Below are 19,093 nucleotides of genomic sequence, written 5' to 3' on the forward strand. Positions count from 1 at the left end.
GCCCATCACCGTTCCACCTTCCCGAAAGGCAGACCATGGTGAAGACATCCGCACGCGCCGTACTGGCCCTCGCCGTCCTCGCCGGTGCGCTGGGGGCGGGCCCGGCCGCCGCCGACAGCGGCCGGGAGAGCGCACCCGCCATCTGGGCCCACCGCGCCGCGGTCACCTATGACGCGTTGCAGCAGCATCTCTACCAGGGCCCGCAGGAGCACGGACTGTACCTGGAGAAGACACCGCGAAAGGAGGGGGAGAACCCCCACTCCTATCTCTGGCCGCTGCGTGAGGCGGCCGCCGCCACCGTCGACATGTCCGAACTGCCCCATGTGGGCAGCCGCTACGACAAGGACGCCGCCGAGCGCTTCACGGCCCTTCGGCTGTACTTCGACCCCCGCGACGGCCGACCCGGCTACGACTCCTACCTGCCGGCACCGCTCGGTCAGGGAGGCGACGTCTTCTACGACGACAACGCCGTCGTCGGGCTGTCGTTCCTCGACCAGTACCGGGCGACCGGCGACAGGCTCTACCTCGACCGGGCGATGGAAACCTATGCGGTCGTCGGCCGGGGCTGGGACGAGGACCCCGGCAAACCCTGCCCCGGAGGCATGCGCTGGGTCGACTCGCCGAGCAACACCATGCGCGCCGCCAACGTCACGGGCCTGGCCGCCCAGCTGGCCGCCGAGCTTTACGCCATCGGCCACGATCCCCGGCTCCTCAGGAGCGCGACGGAGTGGTACGAGTGGAACTGGTCGTGCCTGCGCCGGTCACCGGGCCTGTACAACAACAGCCGCGACGACGACGGCACCGTGAACACCACCCTGTGGTCGTACAACTCCGGCGCGATGATCGGCACCGCGACCACCCTGTACCGCGCGACCGGGGACCGGAGCTACCTCGACCGTGCGGTCGAGGACGCGCACGGCTCGCTCGCCTACTGGGAACAGGGCGACCGGCTGCACGACCAGCCGGCGATCTTCAACGCCTTCTACTTCGACAACCTGCGCATCCTGAACGAGGTGCGACCCGACCACACCTACCGAGAAGCCGCCACCGCCTACGCCGAGCAGACCTGGAAGGAGAACCGGACACCGTCGGACGGACTGTTCCGCTTCCAGCCCTCCGGCGGCGGCGACCACGCCCCGGCCGCGCAGGCCGAGACGCTCGAACAGTCCGCGATGGTGCAGATCTTCGCGGGTCTGGCCACCGACCACTCCTGAACCCCGGCCCGCCGAGCAGTACCTCCCGCACCACACACGAGTGGAGACCTCTCCCATGCCCCGCCCCGCACTTGCCCGTCCCTCCTGGTGGGACTCGAACATGGCCCGAGACATCCTGCGCCGGCGCGCGGTGTCCGCCGAGGGGGTCCTCGGCGGGCACCGGATCAGGCTCTCCTGCGAACCCCTTCTGCGTCACGACGGGGCAGGGGGCCTGCTCCAGTCCGTGCGCGTCACCGCGGACCTGCCTCTCACCCGCGCCCGCGTCACGACCGTCACCGGCAGCGTCCTGCGTTGCGACATCGTGCCGGGCCCGGGCTCGGACACCCGGCTGCTGGTGCCGGAGGTGAACGCTCCCACACCGGTCCTGGTCGAACTGCCTGAGCTGGCCGACGCGGAGAGCGTCGAGGTGCTGCTGACCCCGCAGCGCCACTGGACGCTGCATCTGGTCCAGCACGCCCACCTGGACATCGGCTACACCGACCCACAGGGCACGGTGCTCGCCGAGGGACGCAAGTACCTCGACTCCCTGCTCGAACTGTGCCGCACCACCGACGACCGGCCCGACGAGTCGAAGTTCCGCTGGGCGGTCGAGGGCTACTTCAGCTATGAGAACTGGTCGCAGAACCGGCCGCCGCGGATGGTCGCGGAATTCCTGGACCGTGTGCGTGAGGGGCGCATCGAGCTGGCGGCGATGCCCTTCAACCTGCACACCGAGACCTGTTCCACCGACGAGCTCCACGAACTTCTGCGTCCCATACGCGAGTTGCGTGAGCGCGAGGGTATCGACGTCACCACGGCCATGCAGACGGACGTGCCGGGCCAGGTCGTCGGGCTGCCCGACGTCCTGGCCGACAGCGGGATCCGCTATCTGTCGGTCGCCCACAACTGGGCGGGGCGTGCGGTACCGCATCACGTCGGCGGCCAGGATCTGCCGCGGCTGTTCCGCTGGCGGGCACCCAGCGGACGCGAGGTGCTGGTGTGGCGTACCGACACCCCTCACGGCCTCGCGTACATGGAGGGCTCGATCATCGGCTTCGACGAGTCCTTCGACCGCGTCGACGATCTGCTGCCGAACTACCTCTCGGCCCTGGCGAACCACCAGTACCCGCACGAGGGCCGGGGGATCCCCGGGTTCCCCGTCCTGGACGAGGAGTTCAAGGGCGACCCGTACCCGTGGGACATCCTGCATCTGCGCGTCCTGGGAAAGTTCGCGGACAACGGGCCGCCGCGCCGCATCATCGCGGACACGGTGCACCGCTGGAACGAGGAGTGGGCCTTCCCCGTCCTGCGCACCTCACGCAACGAGGACTTCTTCACCGACGCCGAGCAGCGGCTCGGCGACCGGATCGAGACGTTCGAGGGCGACTGGACGGACTGGTGGGTCGACGGCGTCGGCGCGGGGGCCGTGCCGCTGGCCGCCACCCGTGACGGGCAGGCGGCGCTGGCAGACGCCCAGACCCTCGCGGGTCACGCGGAGATATTCGGCGCGCCGGGCGGGGCCGAGATCACCGGGGCCGCACGCGAGGTGTACCGCGCCGCCTCGCTGTTCAACGAGCACACCTGGGGTGCCGGGGATCCCTGGACGCACGGCGACCACGGTCATGGCTCGGGCGAGCGGCAGTGGCACTGGAAGTACGCCCAGGCCCTGCGCGCCCACGACGGGGCGCACACCCTGCTGGACGCCGCGAGCGCGGCACTGGGAGACCGCCTGGCTCCCCGTGAAGGGACACTCGCCGGCTACTACGTCACCAACACCTGCAGTTGGGAGCGGTCCGAAACCGTCCGGCTCTTCCTCCCCGAGAGCACCGTGCCCCTGGCCGACCGTGTGCGGGTCGTCGACTCACGCGACGGCACCGCGCTGGAGGTGGCGGAGGAGGAGCAGACCAACGAACTCCACCGGGCCGCCGGCCGCTTCCTGTTGTTCCGGCTGGCCGGCGTCCCCGTCCACGGGGCCGTACGCGTGGACGTCGAGCCCGCGTCCGCCCCCTCGGCCGGGCGTCCGGCGGAAGGCGACACCCCGGAGGCCGACCCCACGGTCCTGGAGAACGAGTGCCTGCGCGTCCACGTCGACCTGGCGTCCGCGTGCATCGACTCGATCCTGGACAAGCGGACGGGGAGCGAACTGGTCCGCCAGGACGCCACCGTCGGATTCAACGGGTATCTGTACGACGAGTACGGCACGGCCGGTGGATTCAACCACCAGTCGAGCAAGACCACGGCCGACGACTCGATGCACCTGCTGGCCACACGGCGGACGGCTCCGCCGGCGGCCCTGGTGGACCGGACCTCGGACGCGACCGGCGAGACGCTGGTGTACGAATGTGCCCCGGCCGGCACCCGCCGACTGCGGGTCAAGGTCCATCTGCCGCGCGCGAGTGCCCGGATCGATCTGGAGAACCGGATCGAGAAGGCCGCGACCCTGACGAAGGAGAGCGCGTTCTTCGCCTTCCCCTTCGCCATGCGGTCCCCGGTCGTACGGATGGAGGCGACCGGCGGAGTCACCGGGACGGGGCTGCCCACGGTCCCCGGTTCGGCACGGCACATGCGAGCTGTGCGCCGCTGGGTCACCCTCCAGGAGGGCCCGATCAGCGCGGCCCTGGCCACCCAGGACGCACCACTGATCCAAGTGGGCGGGGTCGCCATCCCGTATGTGCCCTATCCCCCGTCGCTGGCTCAGGAGGAGCCCGGCACTGTGTTCTCGTGGGTGCACAACAACATCTGGGACACCAACTTCCCCTCGGAGCAGGCATTCGACCACGTCTTCCGCTACAGCGTCGGATGGGAGGACACACCGGCCCTCAGCGGCGCTGTGCTCGGTATGCACACGGCCGCTGTCGGCAGCCGCCCCCTGGTGGCGGTGCGAGCGAACCGCGCGGCCGAACCGGCCCCCGGCACCTCCTACGCCCTGCTGGAACTGGACGACCCCCGCGTGCGGGTCGTCGGTCTGACCGTCCCGGAACCGGGGCGTCTGCTCGTACGGCTGCAATCGTTCGCCGAGGAACCTGTCACCTGCCGTATGACTCCGCGTTTCCCCGTCACCGGAGCCATGTCCGCCGACTACCTCGGCACCGTGGGCACCCCTCTGCACGCCGGGACCGACGGCTCTCTCCCGGTGCCGGTGCCCCGGCTCGGCACCACGGCGGTGTCGCTGACGATGCGGGACAAGCCCGATCTGGACTGACGGAGCGTGCTCCGGATCCGCCGATCGGCCTCACGGTGTGACGTGAGGCCGATCGGCGTCGCCGTTCTCACCGCAAGGGTGGCCATCGGCAACGACGACCGGCTCCCCCGGTGGTCGATGCAGGAGGGCGATACCACTCCGGACCCCTGGCACGGCCAACTCACCAGGGACCAACGGCTCGGTCGTCTCAGGCAGGTGATGCCGTCCGGGGCGCCGGGAAGGGCTCCAGCCCAACCCGGGATACGTGGGGCGGGAGATCCGGGCCCTCCCCGAAATCGGGTGGGCCGTTTGCGTGCCCTGGTGACGCGGAGAACGCGCTGACATGGCCCTCCCCATACCATCGCGGCCTCGCCGCCACACAGGCCCCGCATGACCTCGGGCCACCGACCCCAAGCCCCTCGACAACGCCGCACCGACAACCCCGGCCTCCTCGTCGGTGCAGCGAAGCCCGCGTGATCGCTCAGGGTCTGAGCAGCAGGACATTTTGCCCATCGGCACTCGATGCCCGATCAGGCGCCCTCGACATTCGCGACAGCCCGGCGCGCATGAGGGTCCTCGCCTGTCCCGTGGCAGTCGGACCACGTCACCGTCCGGTCGCACCACCTCTCGAGCAGCACCCGATCGTGTCCGACAGAAAGGAGCCCCGCGCCCGACCGGCGTCGGTACTCCTCCACGACGTGGACGAGGGCCGCCGTCGTCGAGGCGTCCAGCATCGCCGTCATCTCGTCACAGATCAGCCAGCGCGGACGTAGCACCAGGGCACGCGCCAGGCAGGCGCGCTGGAGTTGGCCGTCGCTCACCTCGTGCGGGCGACGGGTGAGCAGGTCCATGCCCAGGCCGACGCGGGCCGCCAGTTCGGGAACCAGTGCGGGGGCCTCGGATGTCCGGCCCGCCGCGCGTAGTGGCTCCGAGATCAGGTCGGTGAGGGTCAGGCGGGGGTCGGCGGAGAGCCGGGGCTGTTGGAACACGACGCCGAAGGCGGTTCGCTGCTCACGCGGGGCGCGGTGGCGCCAGCCCCTTGCCTGCTGACCGTCGATGACGACCTGTCCGGCGTCGGGTCTGTGCAGCAGTGCCGCGACCCTTGCCAGCGTCGATTTTCCGCAGCCGCTGGGCCCGAGAAGGCCGACGGACTCTCCGGGGCCGATGGTGAGGCTCGCGGACCGGACGACCGGAGTGCGCCGGTCGTATCCGGCGGTGATGGCCCGAAGTTCAAGCATGCTGGTCCTCCGGTATGTCCATGTGGGGATGGTGGCAGGCGGTCCCGCCGGTAAGCGTGGGCAGCCTGCCGCACGCCTCGTCCGCGCGTTCGCAGCGTGCTGCGAACGCGCAGCCGTCAGGGAGCGCGGAAAGCTCTGGCGGCATGCCGGGGACGGGGGTGAACGCGCGTCCCGGAAGGGCATCCAGGAGACCGCGCGCGTAGGGATGCCGTGGGCCGGTGGCGCCGAAGAAGTCAGCGGCGTCAGCGAGTTCCACGATACGGCTGGCGTACATGACGGCCACCCGGTCGGCGATTCGCTCCGCGGCCACCAGATCGTGGGTGATCAGGAGCAGTCCACGGTCCTCCCCCACGTGCCGACGCAGTTCGTCCACCGTGCGTTCCACGAGGTCTCGGTCGAGTCCGGTGGTCGGCTCGTCGGCGAGAAGCAATGGCGCCTCGCCGACGAGAGCGAGCGCGGTGGCGGCACGCTGGGCCAGACCGCCGGACAGTTCATGCGGATAGCGGTCCAGATGCCCGGAGGGGAACAAGGCGCGCCCGGCGGCCGCCTCACCGGCGCGCCGCAGGTGCGACTTCCGTAGCCCGATGAGCTCCCGTAGGGCCTCCTCCAGTTGGGAACGCACGGTGCGGACGGGCGTCAGATGGGCCGCGGGGCTCTGCGGTACGAGGCCGACGCGTCGGCCCCGCACGGTGCGGGCCAGCGTGCGCTCGTCGGCAGCCAGAAGGTCGATGAGGTCCCCACCGGCGGCGTCTCGCAGCCGTGCCGTGCCGGCGGTCTCCGCGTTCTGCGGGAGAAGACCGAGCAGCGCCGAGGCGAGCACGGACTTGCCGCAGCCGCTCTCACCGACGAGGGCGAGACATTCTCCCGGAGCGAGGTCGAAGTCCGCTTCGGTGACCGCGCTCACGTACCGGTCGCCGGGCAGGCGGAACCGGACGGAAAGTCCTCTGACGGTCAGCGTGGTCGCCCGTCGAGCAGGGGGTGCGGGGGCTGTCACAGCATGAGCTCCGATCGGCGTCGGGGGTTGATGCGTTCCCGCCAGGCGCCCGCGAGGCCCGCGATCGCGAGGGTGGGCACGACGATGCACAGGCCGGGGAAGAGGGTCGGCCACCAGTCACCTACGAGGAGCGAGCCTCGTGCGCTCTGTACGAGCGTTCCGAGGCTCGCCTGGTGGGTGGGAAGTCCCAGGCCGAGGAAGGACAGTGCCGATTCGTGCCAGATGGCGTGCGGCACCATCAGTGCGGCGGCGAGGCTGGCCTGAGGGAGTACAGCGGGCACGAGGTGCCGCGCTGCGACTCTCAGCCGTGACGCACCGCCCGAGATCGCCGCGTCGATGTACGGCCGCGAGCGCAGCGAGAGGACTTCGGCGCGGACGATACGGGCGGTGGAGAGCCAGTGCGTGAGTGCCACGGAGATGACGACGGGCCAGACGCCGGGCCGGAACATGGCGACGATGAAGATACCGAGGAGCAGGTGCGGAACGGAGGAGAAGACATCCAGAAACCGCATCACGACGCGGTCGGCCCAGCCCCCGGTGGCTGCCGCGAGGGCGCCGACCGCCGTGCCGATGACGGTCGCGACCACAGCCGCGACGACACCTACGAGGAGGGAGACACGCAGCCCGTAGACACAGCGGAGCATCAGGTCACGGCCGACGTCGTCCGTACCGAAAGGGTGTGACAACGACGGCGGCCGCAGCTTGGCGGCCAGGTCGACGGCCTGCTCGTCGAGGTGGACGAGGGGCGGGACGGCCAGTACGGCGAGGACGACGACAGCCAGAAGTGTCACGGAGGTACGCACCCGCCACATGCGGGTGGAACGGAGCTGTCCGCCCTGCACGCGCCACACGATCTCAGCCATCGAATCCAACCCTCGGGTCAGTGAGGCCGTACAGCAGGTCAGCCACGAGGTTGCCCAGGAGGACCGCGACGGTGGCGAGCGCGGTCAGCGCGGCGAGGAGCGAGAAGTCCACGGAGGTAGCGGCCTGGACGGTCGCTGCGGCGATGCCGGGCCAGCTGAACACTGTCTCCACCAGGAGCGCGCCGGTGATCAGTTCCGGCACCCGGGAGCCGACGAGGGTCAGCGTAGGCAGCATCCCGGAACGCAGGGCGTGCCCGACGAGGACGGTCCGATCCCTGAGGCCGCGTGCGCGTGCGCCGCGCACTGCGTCGTCGCCGAGAGCGTCACTCACCCCTTGGCGGACGTACAGCACGAACCACGGCAACTGCGCGGTCGCCAGGACAGCCGCGGGCAGCACCAGATGGCTGGCGACCTGACCGGCCGTCACAGTGGAGCTGGTGGTGTCGGTCAGGCCTCCGGAGGGCAGTACGCCCAGCTTGAGCGCGAACAGCCAGACGGCGAGCAGGCCGAGCCAGAACGGCGGAGCGGCCTCGAGGGTGTAGGCGAGAGAAGTGACGGCACGGTCCAACCAGCCGCCCTGGCTGCGGGCGGCAAGCACGCCCAGCGTGGTGCCGAGCAGGACAGCGGCGACGAACGCGGTGGCGGCCAGGAGCACGGACCAGCCGACGCGCTCGCCGATGGCGTCCGCGACGGGTTGGCGCAGCGTGGTGGAGTTTCCGAGGTCACCGGAGAGCGCCGAGGTCAGCCAGTGCCACCAGCGTGCGGTCAGCGGCTGATCGACGCCGAGGTTGGCGCGCAGTTGGTCGAGGGTCTCCTGCGAGGCGGTGAGCCCGGCCGTGCCGGCGTACGCCTTGACCGGGTCGAACGGTGAGGCGGCGGCGACGGCGAAGACGCCGAAGGTGACGACGAGCAGCACAGGCACTGCGAACAGTGCCCGTCGTGCCGCGAGGCGGGCCATGGGCCCCCAGATGAGGCGACGGCTCGACGGCTCTTCACGGCCTTTGAACAGAGCCGATCTCACTGCTCGACCTGCCAGTCCTCGACGTTCCACCACGGGCCGGAGGCGAGGCCGTGGTCGTGCGGCTCGATCTGGGTGCTCAGGTCTCCGAACTTCTCGTCCACGACGTAGAGGTGATCGATGTGTGTGAGGAAGGTATAGCCGGGGTTACTCACGAGCTCGCGCTGGACGGTGTCATAGGCAGCCCTGCGCTCGGTTCGGTCTCCGCTTCTGCGGGCGTCCTCCAGCGCCTTGTCGACCGTCGGGTTGTCGTAGTGCGCCATGTTGTTGAAGCCGTCGCCGGCGAGGGAGGACTTGAGGAGTGCGTACTGGTCGAAGTCCGGGTCGGCAGGAGAACCACCGCCGGCGAGGACCGCGTCCTTGGGCATGCGCGGCTTGATGACCTCCCACGTGCCGGACTGCACCCGCACCTTGATGCCGATCTTCTTGGCGTCGGAGGCATAGGCGAGAGCGTGGTCCTGGCGCAGCTTGTCGCCGGAGAGGTACCAGAGCGGGAACGTCGCCTGGACGCCCCCCTTCGTACGGATTCCGTCCTTGCCCGGCTCCCATCCTGCCTCGTCGAGGATCTTCTCGGCCCCAGCCGGGTCGAACGCACGCTCGGTGCCCGTGGTGAACCAGGGGCTGTCGGTCGGGACGGGGCCGTAAGCCTCCTTGCCCTTGCCGTACAGGATCGAGTCGACCATGGCCTTGCGGTTGACACCGATGTCGAGGGCCCGCCGGACAGCGGTGTCGCCCGCGACCTTGTTGCCGGTGGGCAACGTGACCACGCGGTAGTCGAAGGACTTGGCAGCGTAGGTGTTCATGCCGCCGTCGCTCCCGTATTTCCCGGCGAGGTCGGGCGGCAGGATCGCACCGTCGAGCTCGCCGGCGTCGAGCCGGGTGGCTCGGATGTCGTCGTCCTTGATGATCGCCATGGTGAAGTTCTTGATTTTCGGCGCGGCGCCCCAGTAGTCGGGGTTGGCCTTGAAGATCAGCTTCTCGCCCTTGGACCACGTGACCAACTCGTACGGTCCCGTGCCGACCGGCGCGGTGGTGAACGCACCGTTGTTCACGTCCTGCCCGGCCACGATGTGCTCGGGAGCGATGGGCAGGACGGTGCGCTCGGCGAACGGCGCATAGGGGTACTTGAGGCGGAAAACAACGGTGTCGCCGCCCTTCGCCTCGACGCTCTCGACGGCGTCAAGTTCCGTCTTGGAAGCGTTGTTGGTCTTCTTGTCGAGGATCGTCTCGTAGGTGAAGACGACGTCGTCGGCGGAGAACGGCCTGCCGTCGCTGAACTTGACGCCCTTGCGCAGCTTGAAGGTGTAGGTCGTGCCGCCGTTGGTGACCTCGGGAAGGTCGAGGGCGAGAGCGGGCTTGAGTTTCATGTCGACATCGCGGGTGAGCAGCCCGTCGAATATTTTCGAGTTGCCGTCCTTGCCGTAGCCGAGGAGCGGGCTGAGGGTCTCGGGTTCGTATGCGATGCCGACGACAGCCGAGTCCTTCGAGCCGCCTCTGTCCGCACCGCCACCTGGGGCCGAGCAGGCCGAGGCTCCCGCAATGACGACGCCCGCGAGAGCCGTTGCGCTGAAGCGCCGCACGTCAGTCGTAGTTGCACATGGGTTGCACTTGGTCCAAATCATGAACAGCAGTATGCCGCCCTGTGCCGAACTGCCCTCAAGTACCCCGACTCGAGGCGCTCGAAGGCGTAGTCGAAGAGCAGACAACGACCCTTCTCCCAGGTACGCGTCTCACCGGCGACCGTGCTGTCGCAGTCGCCGGGATGTCGTCGGCGAAGTGGAGGTTGATGCTGGAGTTCCACAGATCGCTGTGCGGAGCGATACGGGACCCCGGGAGTCACCTGGAGAAGTGGCTTTCCAGTAGCGGCCGGTTGCGTCCGTCGGGCGACGGCGACATCTCTGATGACGCTGAAGGCAGTGAATCTTTCTCGGTAACGAGAGCTGGACGAGGGCCTCGGCAGTCTCCCTGCCCATGTCGAGTGTTGAGGTGCAGGTGACACTGGTCAACGCGTGAAGCCTCCGTGTTCCGGAACGTGATCTTCGCAGACCTGTTCTCACCAGGGGCTTCTCGCGCGTCTGATGCCGGGTCGAGCCCGTCCGACGGCCTCGCCAGCCAGGAAGATCGCGGATCTGTCGGACGGGCGGCCTGGCCAATATTCTGAACCCCGTCCGCACTACCTGGGGAGAGTCATGACAAGTAGGTTCACTGAGCTGGCCGTTGACTGCCACGACCCTGAGAGACTCGCGGCCTTCTGGTGCGAGGTCCTGGACTTCAAGGTGATCGACAGGAGCGAGGACAAGGTCGAGATCGGCTCCTGGGTGCCGACCGTCGAGGACGTTCGGGCCCGTCAGATGCCGCCCACCCTGGTGTTCATCCAGGTACCTGAGGGCAAGACCGTGAAGAACCGGCTTCACCTCGACGTCAGCCCGATCGACGGCAGCACCGAGGACGAGGTGACCAGATTGCTCGGCTTCGGCGCCACCAAGACGGACGTGGGCCAGGGGTCAGATCGAAACTGGGTAGTCATGGCAGATCCCGAGGGCAACGAGTTCGACGTCCTACGCACCCTGGCACCGCAGACCTAGCCGCGGTCGAAGGCGCCCGGCCGGAGTTCCCCGCCGCACGAGTGAGCAGCGTCACGGCATCTGTCCGGGTGAAACAAGGAGCAACAGGAGGGCGGGGGGGGAACGACCACTGTGCTGCCCGAAGGACCTGGTCAGCGGTCAGATCTCGAGGTTTCCAGGACCCACGTGGCCGTCATGCGGTGACGGCTGCGTCGAGGTGACCGGCTTCGGCCTCCTCGACCAGGGACCCGAACTGGTCCGCACTCATCTCCACGCGCTGCCCGAAGTCGTCGGTGATCACGATCCGGCGTTCGGCCGGAGCACTTTCGTCCACGAACAACTGCGGGCACCCGCAGTTGCAGTTCCCGCAGAAGGTGGCCAGGGGTTCGGGGGATCCGGTCATCGTGCGCTCTCCTCCACTCGTGGCCTCCGGCGGAAGCCGGAGACCGAACACGGAGGTGATGCCCCCGGCCGCCGGGCCGCAAGCTCGGCCGTCGTCCTGCGCGAAAGCACAGCGGCCCGCCCGCGCGCACCCGGTGCTCCCGGAACTCCTGGGGTGGCGGGAACCAGAAGGTACCGCTGTACGACCCCTTTCACGGGTAGACCGTTCTGGATGACCGTGCCGTCGTAGCGCACTACGTCGTCCGCGACAGACCGCACGGGATCCGGCCGGGAGCCGCTGCGGGAACAATGCCAGGATTGGGTGTCATGTCGGTGGGATGGCGATTTCGCGCCGCACGGTCCGCGTTCTTCGCGGTCGTGTGCGTGGCTCTCGCCGCCTGCGGCCACGTCCTCATGTCGGACGACGTGCTGCCCTGGTGGTTCATGGGTCTGTGCTTAGGAGGGGTCGGCACACTGTCCTGGCTCGTCACTGGACGGGAACGGGGCCAGGTGACTGTCGTCGCTCTCACCGCCGCGGTACAGGCAGCACTCCACGGCGTGTTCACGCTCGTCCAGACCGTGCCGCAGGCAGCCCCGGGAGCCCGAGGTGATTCCACGCTCGCCGAAAGATGGGCGGACGCCTTGCTCTGTGGCCCGCACAGCGACACGGCCGCAGCGGCGCGCGCCTACGACGTCGCGGCGCAGGCCGGTCTCACCGACAGCATGCCGCTGCCCAGGCTCGAAGGCGGTTCCTCCGCCATAGTGGCACTCGGGCACACCGCCCAGGGTGCCCACACGACTTCGCCCATGCACGACATGGGAGCGATGACCGGCAATGCCTCCTGGGGGATGCTCGCGGCGCACGTGGTGGCGGCGCTGCTGTGCGGCCTGTGGCTGGCCCGCGGCGAGCGGGCAGCCTTCCAGATTCTGCGAGCCCTGGCGGACCGCTTCCACCTTCCCCTCGCACTTCTCAGCGCGCTCCGGCCCCACCCGCCCGCTCCCCCCGCGTCCGCGGTCGGCCGCTCCGTCACGCTTCCACGCCCGCGCCTGCTCGTCCACACGCTCGTCACCCGGGGACCTCCACGGGAGATCGCTGTCCACTGAACAGCTGGATGACGTCGGCCGCACCACCGCCGATGTGCGTCCGTGCACGTGATGCACGGACGCGATCTCCCAATTTCCGGATCGGCGCATGCCCATGGGCCGCGCCCTGTCCGGACACCCGGAAGGAACCGCAGTTCCCATGCTTCCTGCCCAAGGACAACCCGCGGTGACTGAGGACGAGGTCACCGCGTGGGCTCTCGGTGCCGCGGCCGGCGACGCCGATGCCTTCGAGCACGTCTTCCGCGCCCTCCACAACGACGTACGTCGATATGTCACCGCTCTGGCCGACGACTTCCAGATGGCCGACGACCTGGTGCAGGAGACCTTCCTGCGCGCTGTCAGCACCGTCCATCTCTTCCAAGGACGCGGCTCGGCTCGCGCCTGGATACTGACCATCGCCCGCCGAACTGTCGTCGACAGCCTGCGGCGTGCCGCTTCCCGGCCCCGCCTGGCTGACACGTCCGACTGGCAGCACGCAGCGGAGTGCAGTCAACCGCGAGACCTGCCCGGTTTCGACGAGGGCATCGCTCTCATGGCCCTCGTCGACTCGCTCCCGGATGCCCGCCGCGAGGCCTTCGTGCTGACCCAGGTCCTGTACCTGCCGTACGACGACGCGGCTCGTGCCGTCGCGTGCCCGGTGGGCACCATCAGATCCCGGGTATCACGAGCGCGTACGACACTGTGCGCCATGCTCGACGACCGGGCGGAGCCCGCTCTGGCCTGCTGACCGAGCCTGATCTCGCCGGGTCTACGACCGCTCGGGGCGCCGAACGCGCACCGAGCGGTCGTTCGTCGACTTGGATACCGCAACACGTCCTGTACGAGGTCAGTGTGCGGCTGGGGCGCATCTCTGTCGCCCGGTGTCTGGTGCCGCCGGACATTTGAAGGCGATGGAGCACCAGGTGAAGAGCGAGCTGTGTGACGCCCAACATCAGCATGGGCACGCCGAGCTGTGGCATCGGCCATCGACAGCCTGGTCAGTCGACCGACGCGTACGTGCGCTTGCCGCGGCGATAAGCGATCTCCCCCGCGAGGATGTCGACAACAAGGAACACTGCCAACGGAACACCGAGGAGCGGCACGAAGTAGCCGACAACCGCGACGCCCACCATCAACGGCACGAGTACGTGGGGCGGGACCTTCTGCCAAGCACCGCGCGGCATGGGGCGGCCGAAGGACGAACCGCGTCCGCGGCGCCACCACATCCGGTAGCCGAGCAGGATCAGCACGATCACACCTGCGGTGAGGGCGGCCAGTACCAGCTGATTGGCCAGACCGAAGAGGCTGCCCGTGTGTGCGTCGATGCCCCAGCGGGAAAGCTTGGCAAGCAGCGGGAAATCGGCGAACCGCACCACATCGGTGACCTCCCCCGTGGCCGGATCGATGGCGACCGCATCCTGCTTCTCGGGCCAGCTGCGCTGGATCCGGCGCACGACGTAGGCGGTCGACGCGTCGGCCGGAGGGACGATCTCCACCGGGTTCGAAAGGCGCTCGCTGCGGGCCGCGTTCAGGACGGCGTCCAAGCCGACGTCCTCGGCGGGTGTGCCGGCGGATCCGCCCGACGGCATGTGCTCGGCGTGTTCGCCCCCGGACGCGAGGCCGGCAGAGACGGTCGGCGTGGTCTGGCTGAGGGCCTCACGCAGGTCGGAAACGCTCGCACCGGCATATGTCGACCAGGTCAGACCGGTGGCGGAGAGGAAGAAGAGCCCGGCCGCCGCCCAAGCCCCCACGGCGCCGTGCAGCGAGAGCGTCCGCCTGCGCCCACTCGTGCCGCGCACTCGGCGGCGGTCCCTGCGCCGTCCGAACCACAGGACGAGGCCGCCACCGGCTATCACCCACAGCCAGCTCGCCGCGAGTTCGCTGTAGAGACGGCCGGTCTGGCCCAGATGGAGATCGCGGTGGAACTCGTCGATCCAGGTGCGCAGAGGCAGCGCGCCCGACGAGCCGTACTGTTCCAGTGCCCCGGCGAGTTCTCCGGTGTACGGATCCACGAACACGGCGAGCGTGTGGCCTTCGTCCACGCCCTTCACACCTGACAGAAGCACACGGGTCGTCGCACCGTCTTCGGGCGATGGGCGGATCGCGCTGATGCTCCCTTCCGGATGTGCCTGTCGGGCTGCTGCCACCTGTTGCGAGATCGGGAGTTCACTCTTCCCCACGGGAACCCGGAGCTCGTCCGCGTACATGATCTTTTCGGCCTGGTACGAAGCGGCGTAGAGGAACCCCGTTGCGGCCGCGACCAGAAGGAACGGGGCTATCAGTACACCGGCGTAGAAGTGCAGCCTCATCACCAGGGGCCGGAGGGAAGCCCACGCAGAAGGCCCTCCGGATCTGTCGGTTACGCGGGTTTCCCGGTCATCGACCGAGGTACGGACTGCTGGCTCGACGGACAAGGCTGCTCTCCTCAAGGGCGTGAAGGTGTACGCGGCAGACCAAGGCCGGCCGGTCCAGAAGTCGGCTACGAGCGAAGACCAGTTCCCCCCGGCCCACTGTGGTCTACGCCACAAGTCGCCTCGGTCCCGGTGCCCGGGGGTGCCGCGCAACCACTCGTGAAATGCACAGGCCTGGGCGGCGCTGCATGCTGACGTGGGCATCGGCGACAGCTGTGCCGGGTCAGGCCGACAGCGTCCGCGTCCGGAAGCCGCTTTCCACCATCGACGGGCGCGATCACCGTCTGCCGTTGCCCGGGGCGTACACCGTCTCGAAGATCAGGCCATCGCCGAGCTCGCCAAGGAACCACTCTTCGACGTAGGAGCCGAGAAGATGGGCTTGGATCAGTGAGCTCAATTCAATGTGCAGGTTCTCGCTTCGGTAGATGTGTCGGTCATCTGAGACTCGCAGGGCGAGTGCTCACCTGTTCGGTGACTCCGCTCAAGGCTGGCACCTGGCGGATGCCGCGCTGGCGCTGTGCTCATCAGTGCGGCTGCCGAGGACGCAATGGCGCGGGTGTCCTGACCCAGTTCTCCCGCTGTTCTCGGTCCTGTTCTCCGACCGGCAGGAGATGCGTAGTGGGGTCCTGCCACGCTGCTGTGCCGAGCGCCGCCGACGCCCTTCACGAGCGGGATCAGGGCCGGCTGTCGTGCAGGCTGGCCCCGGAGATCCCGACGGATATGGGCAGACCCGACCGTTCCGTGATCAGGTGGATCTCTGAGCCGTACTTGCCCCGGTCGACAGGATTCGGACCTGTCAGGTCCCCCTTTTCAGGGCCCGCATGTTCACCGAGTCGATCGCGCACCGCGACCAGTCCAGCTCGCCGCGGGCACCGAGTGCGTCGAGGACCAGGCGGTGGAGCCCGGCCTTCGACCACTCCGAGAACCGCTGACGGGCGGTCGCTCCGGACGGGCCGAACGACGCCGAAGGCAGCTGCTGCCAGGTACAATCCGACGTAGCCACGAAGACGACCGCCGCCAACACCTCCCGGTCGCCGTGCCGACGCCGACCACCACCCTGCGGCCGCGACGGTGCCTCCGGCACCCACCCGCTGGAACGTCTCCCACAACAGGTCCGGCACCAATCGATCAACAATCCCCACCATGGCCAGCAGCCTACCGAGTACATTGAAATAGCTTCTCACCGTGACCGGGCTTTCCGGGCGCAGGCGAACACAGTCGGGCCGGGCCAGGCTCAATCCATCGGGTAGAAGTCGGGCTCCGGCATAAGCCTCGCGATCGAGAACGGCTCGAACTCGGGATCCGCCAGTAGGCGGTAGACGAACTCGCCGGTGGACATACTCACTTCTTGCCACGGATACGGGTCGCCCTGCGTCACAATGGGCCAGTTCGCCGGATCGTCCTCGGCGGATGCCAACCAGAAGTAGCTGCACTTCATCTCACCGAACGCCCAGGGAATGAGACCGCGCTGACCAGGCCGGTACATTCGGTAGGGCTTGAAGGCGGGATCGGGCCCGCTGTCCGGGCCGCCGTCCAGGAACTTTTTCCATATCCTGACCAGGTCGAACTCTCTCGTGGCATCGACGGTCAAAATACGCAAGAACTCCGAGAATTCCCCTTTACCGAACGTCTCGGAAAGCTTTTTGTAGTCCTCGGGCAGTGCCGTACCGAGCTCTTCCTCAACGCTGTTCCAGGAAATCTCCAGCCGAGCCGGATCCCAGTGCGTGGCCTCAGCGATGCGCGCAATCCACATTCTCTTTACATTCCGATCGGAACTCGTAACACGATCTTGCTGGCGTGCAGCGGCTGGTCGGAGGTGCTATTGAGTAGGCTGCCGCTGCCAAGGTTCACAGGCTTCGCCGGAGTCATGCAGGGATGAAGCTCGGCCACCAAGGTGGGACGTTGCCCGGGCACAACGGTGCGGGGTAGGAGTCCGGCATGCCGAGCCATGTGACAAGGAACCAGGTGAACCACAGGGTGAAGATGAGCCCTGCGGTCAGGGCTGTCCTGCGATGACGTCTTCCGAGGGTGCTGTGCAGGATCACCCACGAAACCGCAGCGGCAATCCATATGAGAGGGACAAGAATCAGCAAGGTCATGCCGTTGGTTACGCCGTTGCCGATGTCACATACAGCCCATGCATTCCCAATGGCAGCAGTGGACACCACTGCGGTCAGTCCGCCGAAGAGGACCCCGAAGCCAGTTCCTCTGAACCAGCGGCTCGGAGGACTCGACGGCTCTGCTCCCACGATCATCTCCCCTCCTCGCCGTAGATGCGGAGAGTACCAACATGCTGAAGCAGCCTGCTGGCGTCCCAGCCCGCCCTGCCACCGGTCAATCGTTCTTGGGCTTCCGAAGCCGTCGCCGGCAGATGAGGCTGCAGGCGAGGGAGACGAAGGCGTCGTGAAGTTCGGTGCGGCGTTCCCATCGCACGGCAAGGCGTTTGAAGCGGTGAGGCAGGGCGAAGGTCTGCTCCACGACGTAGCGGAGTTTGCCCAGGCCCTGGACGTTCGGTGCTCCTCTGCGGGGGTGACGGGCAGGATCCGGCGCTTGCGCAGTTCGAGGCGGTTGGCCTTGGAGTCGTAGCCCTCATCGCACTCGCCCGACGCCGCATCGACGTCCTCTTCGCCATGCTCCGAGACGGCACCTTCTACCAACCGCCCGCACCAACTACAGCTTGACGAAAGCTATAGAGGCACCTTTTCCCGGGGACCTCCTCGACAACGGGCCCACGTTCACCCTCGCCCACCCGATCGTGGAGCCGACCACCCAAACCGACCAACAGGGCCCCATGAACCCGGCCCTCTCCCGAGGCCATCACCGATCCGGACGGCGTCTCATTTGGTGCAGCCGGACGCCGCTCCTGCAGTGGCGACAGGTGAAGCCCTATCCGAGAAACGACAGCCGCACCTGCCGGTCCGCGTTGTCGACGTTCGTGTCCACCAACATCCGTTAAGACAACCCAGACTACTGAGATTGAACTCTTGGTGTCGTTGTCCCGACCTTAGTGAAGCTGGACGGTTCTCACCCACGTTTGACTTCTGTGGTGTTGTTTCACCGAAGCTTGATCGAAATGTCCAGCTGGGAGCCTGGTGCCGTGGAAGACCTCATCGAGCAAGCACTGCGTTACTCGATCGCTGAAGCCGACTCTCCGGCCTGGCACGTCAGGGCAGCTGCAGGGCGGCGGCTGGCGGCGGCTCGGGTCGAAAGCGTCGCCGGTGTCCTGCACCGTCTCCTCCTGGACGCTCACGACACCGGAGTGACCTCCGATACCGCTGCGGCTCTGTTGGCTCGGAGGGATCTGGCCGGCCTCCGTGCCGTGCTTGCGGCTCGCGCAGTGGTGTCTGACGAGGGAACGGCTGATCAGCTCGCTGCGGAACTCGACGGTGCCCCACACTGGGCGACCGGAGAGGGCGGCGACGAGCTGATCACGCAACTCCGGACCCTTACGTCGAAAACTCTCTCGCCGACTACCTCACCAAGGTCGGACCCACCGGCCAGAAAACAGAGCAGAACTAACCCTCAGGATTTCTGGCGCATCACACTAGCGACAAGCAGTTCGGATCGCGACAGGCGTAGGCGCCTTGCCGCGCGCTACAGGCCGCGCCAGCTCACGAACTCATGCCCTCCACCCGTTGAGAACCCTTCGCTGAACGGGTGCACGTCGCCCGTCAGAGCCGCCACGCACAACGCTGCCACTCCGCCGTCGAACACAGTCCAGCGGCTCGTCCCGTGCGGTGTCTGCCTCCGGAAGACAGCTGCCCGCCAGTCGTCGGGAGCACCCTCCCGCAGCCAGAACGCGACATCGCTGCTCGCCGAGTCCGCGAAGGGTAGCAACGCTGGCAAAGCCCCTCCCTGTAGGAGAAACCCCAACTCCTGGCGGTCCCGGTCAGAGAGAGCGGGTTCGCCCCTATCCAGGAGATCCCCGTACGGCGAGCCAGGGACCGGCGGCGTGCTCACGGACAGGTACTCGTCGATCTCGCCGCCGCCGTACAACATCACGAGCTCACGGTAGTCAGCCGGGAACGCCAGGCCCGTCGTCCGCTCGATGTGCTCCCAGTCCACCGTGTCGCCGCCGGAGCTGGGCGGCGGAAGCAACTCGCGCAGGCGGGCGACATCAGGGTGAGACATATGGGGGCCCTTCACTCACAGGGTGGACGGCCATGC

Annotated in this window: 15 protein-coding genes and 1 pseudogene; 5 read left to right on the forward strand and 11 right to left on the reverse strand. The window is 68.1% G+C overall.

Annotated elements, in window-relative coordinates; all coding sequences use genetic code 11:
• The first annotated feature begins 35 nt into the window (after window positions 1–35).
• Window positions 36–1,214 carry a glycoside hydrolase family 76 protein gene (locus tag ACZ32T_RS28730; RefSeq protein WP_467369822.1) on the forward strand — a complete coding sequence of 393 codons (1,179 nt, stop codon included), beginning with the start codon at window positions 36–38 and terminating at the stop codon, window positions 1,212–1,214.
• 55 nt (window positions 1,215–1,269) lie between these two features.
• Window positions 1,270–4,395, forward strand: a complete 3,126-nt coding sequence (locus ACZ32T_RS28735; protein WP_467369824.1) for a glycoside hydrolase family 38 N-terminal domain-containing protein — start codon at window positions 1,270–1,272, stop codon at window positions 4,393–4,395.
• Window positions 4,396–4,904: 509 nt separating this feature from the next.
• On the opposite strand, the gene ACZ32T_RS28740 is transcribed toward ACZ32T_RS28735, so the two are convergent.
• From ACZ32T_RS28740 to ACZ32T_RS28760, 5 genes are read right to left on the reverse strand one after another with little or no spacing between them, the layout of a single operon-like run.
• Window positions 4,905–5,612, reverse strand: coding sequence for an ABC transporter ATP-binding protein (locus tag ACZ32T_RS28740; protein WP_467369826.1), 708 nt, complete (start codon window positions 5,610–5,612; stop codon window positions 4,905–4,907).
• Entirely contained in the window at window positions 5,605–6,621 is a 1,017-nt protein-coding gene (locus ACZ32T_RS28745; protein WP_467370016.1) for an ABC transporter ATP-binding protein, read from the reverse strand. Before ACZ32T_RS28745 ends, ACZ32T_RS28740 begins: the two co-directional genes overlap by 8 nt.
• Entirely contained in the window at window positions 6,603–7,469 is an 867-nt protein-coding gene (locus tag ACZ32T_RS28750) for an ABC transporter permease (RefSeq protein ID WP_467369828.1), read from the reverse strand. The genes ACZ32T_RS28745 and ACZ32T_RS28750 overlap by 19 nt, the downstream gene beginning before the upstream one ends.
• Entirely contained in the window at window positions 7,462–8,427 is a 966-nt protein-coding gene (locus ACZ32T_RS28755) for an ABC transporter permease (RefSeq protein WP_467369830.1), read from the reverse strand. The genes ACZ32T_RS28750 and ACZ32T_RS28755 overlap by 8 nt, the downstream gene beginning before the upstream one ends.
• Window positions 8,428–8,486: 59 nt before the next feature.
• Window positions 8,487–10,109 (reverse strand): ABC transporter substrate-binding protein, encoded by a 1,623-nt coding sequence (locus ACZ32T_RS28760; protein ID WP_467369832.1) that lies wholly within the window; start codon window positions 10,107–10,109, stop codon window positions 8,487–8,489.
• 567 nt (window positions 10,110–10,676) lie between these two features.
• Here ACZ32T_RS28760 and ACZ32T_RS28765 point away from each other — a divergent pair.
• Window positions 10,677–11,072: a VOC family protein gene (locus tag ACZ32T_RS28765; RefSeq protein WP_467369834.1), complete on the forward strand. Its 396-nt coding sequence runs from the start codon at window positions 10,677–10,679 to the stop codon at window positions 11,070–11,072.
• Between the two features lie 172 nt (window positions 11,073–11,244).
• Here the strand turns inward: ACZ32T_RS28765 and ACZ32T_RS28770 are convergent, their stop codons facing one another.
• On the reverse strand, window positions 11,245–11,454 hold the full coding sequence (locus tag ACZ32T_RS28770) for a hypothetical protein (protein WP_467369836.1): 210 nt from the start codon (window positions 11,452–11,454) through the stop codon (window positions 11,245–11,247).
• A gap of 305 nt (window positions 11,455–11,759) precedes the next feature.
• Here ACZ32T_RS28770 and ACZ32T_RS28775 point away from each other — a divergent pair, with 305 nt between their 5' ends.
• Together ACZ32T_RS28775 and ACZ32T_RS28780 are read left to right on the forward strand one after the other, a co-directional pair.
• Window positions 11,760–12,536 (forward strand): hypothetical protein, encoded by a 777-nt coding sequence (locus ACZ32T_RS28775; protein ID WP_467369838.1) that lies wholly within the window; start codon window positions 11,760–11,762, stop codon window positions 12,534–12,536.
• A gap of 139 nt (window positions 12,537–12,675) precedes the next feature.
• Window positions 12,676–13,263 (forward strand): sigma-70 family RNA polymerase sigma factor, encoded by a 588-nt coding sequence (locus ACZ32T_RS28780; protein WP_467369840.1) that lies wholly within the window; start codon window positions 12,676–12,678, stop codon window positions 13,261–13,263.
• 250 nt (window positions 13,264–13,513) lie between these two features.
• Here ACZ32T_RS28780 and ACZ32T_RS28785 read toward each other — a convergent pair whose 3' ends face one another.
• From ACZ32T_RS28785 to ACZ32T_RS28805, 5 genes and pseudogenes are all read right to left on the reverse strand, one after another.
• On the reverse strand, window positions 13,514–14,929 hold the full coding sequence (locus ACZ32T_RS28785; RefSeq protein ID WP_467369842.1) for a PepSY-associated TM helix domain-containing protein: 1,416 nt from the start codon (window positions 14,927–14,929) through the stop codon (window positions 13,514–13,516).
• Between the two features lie 549 nt (window positions 14,930–15,478).
• Window positions 15,479–16,071: pseudogene (locus tag ACZ32T_RS28790) on the reverse strand (IS5 family transposase); the annotation flags it as partial.
• Window positions 16,072–16,160: 89 nt separating this feature from the next.
• Complete coding sequence (locus ACZ32T_RS28795; RefSeq protein WP_467369844.1) at window positions 16,161–16,679, reverse strand: SMI1/KNR4 family protein; 519 nt, start codon at window positions 16,677–16,679, stop codon at window positions 16,161–16,163.
• Window positions 16,680–16,791: 112 nt separating this feature from the next.
• Window positions 16,792–17,181, reverse strand: a complete 390-nt coding sequence (locus tag ACZ32T_RS28800; RefSeq protein ID WP_467369846.1) for a hypothetical protein — start codon at window positions 17,179–17,181, stop codon at window positions 16,792–16,794.
• Window positions 17,182–18,520: 1,339 nt separating this feature from the next.
• Window positions 18,521–19,057 (reverse strand): SMI1/KNR4 family protein, encoded by a 537-nt coding sequence (locus ACZ32T_RS28805; RefSeq protein ID WP_467369848.1) that lies wholly within the window; start codon window positions 19,055–19,057, stop codon window positions 18,521–18,523.
• Window positions 19,058–19,093 lie beyond the last annotated feature (36 nt).

This window comes from Streptomyces sp. NPDC023573 (assembly GCF_055559735.1).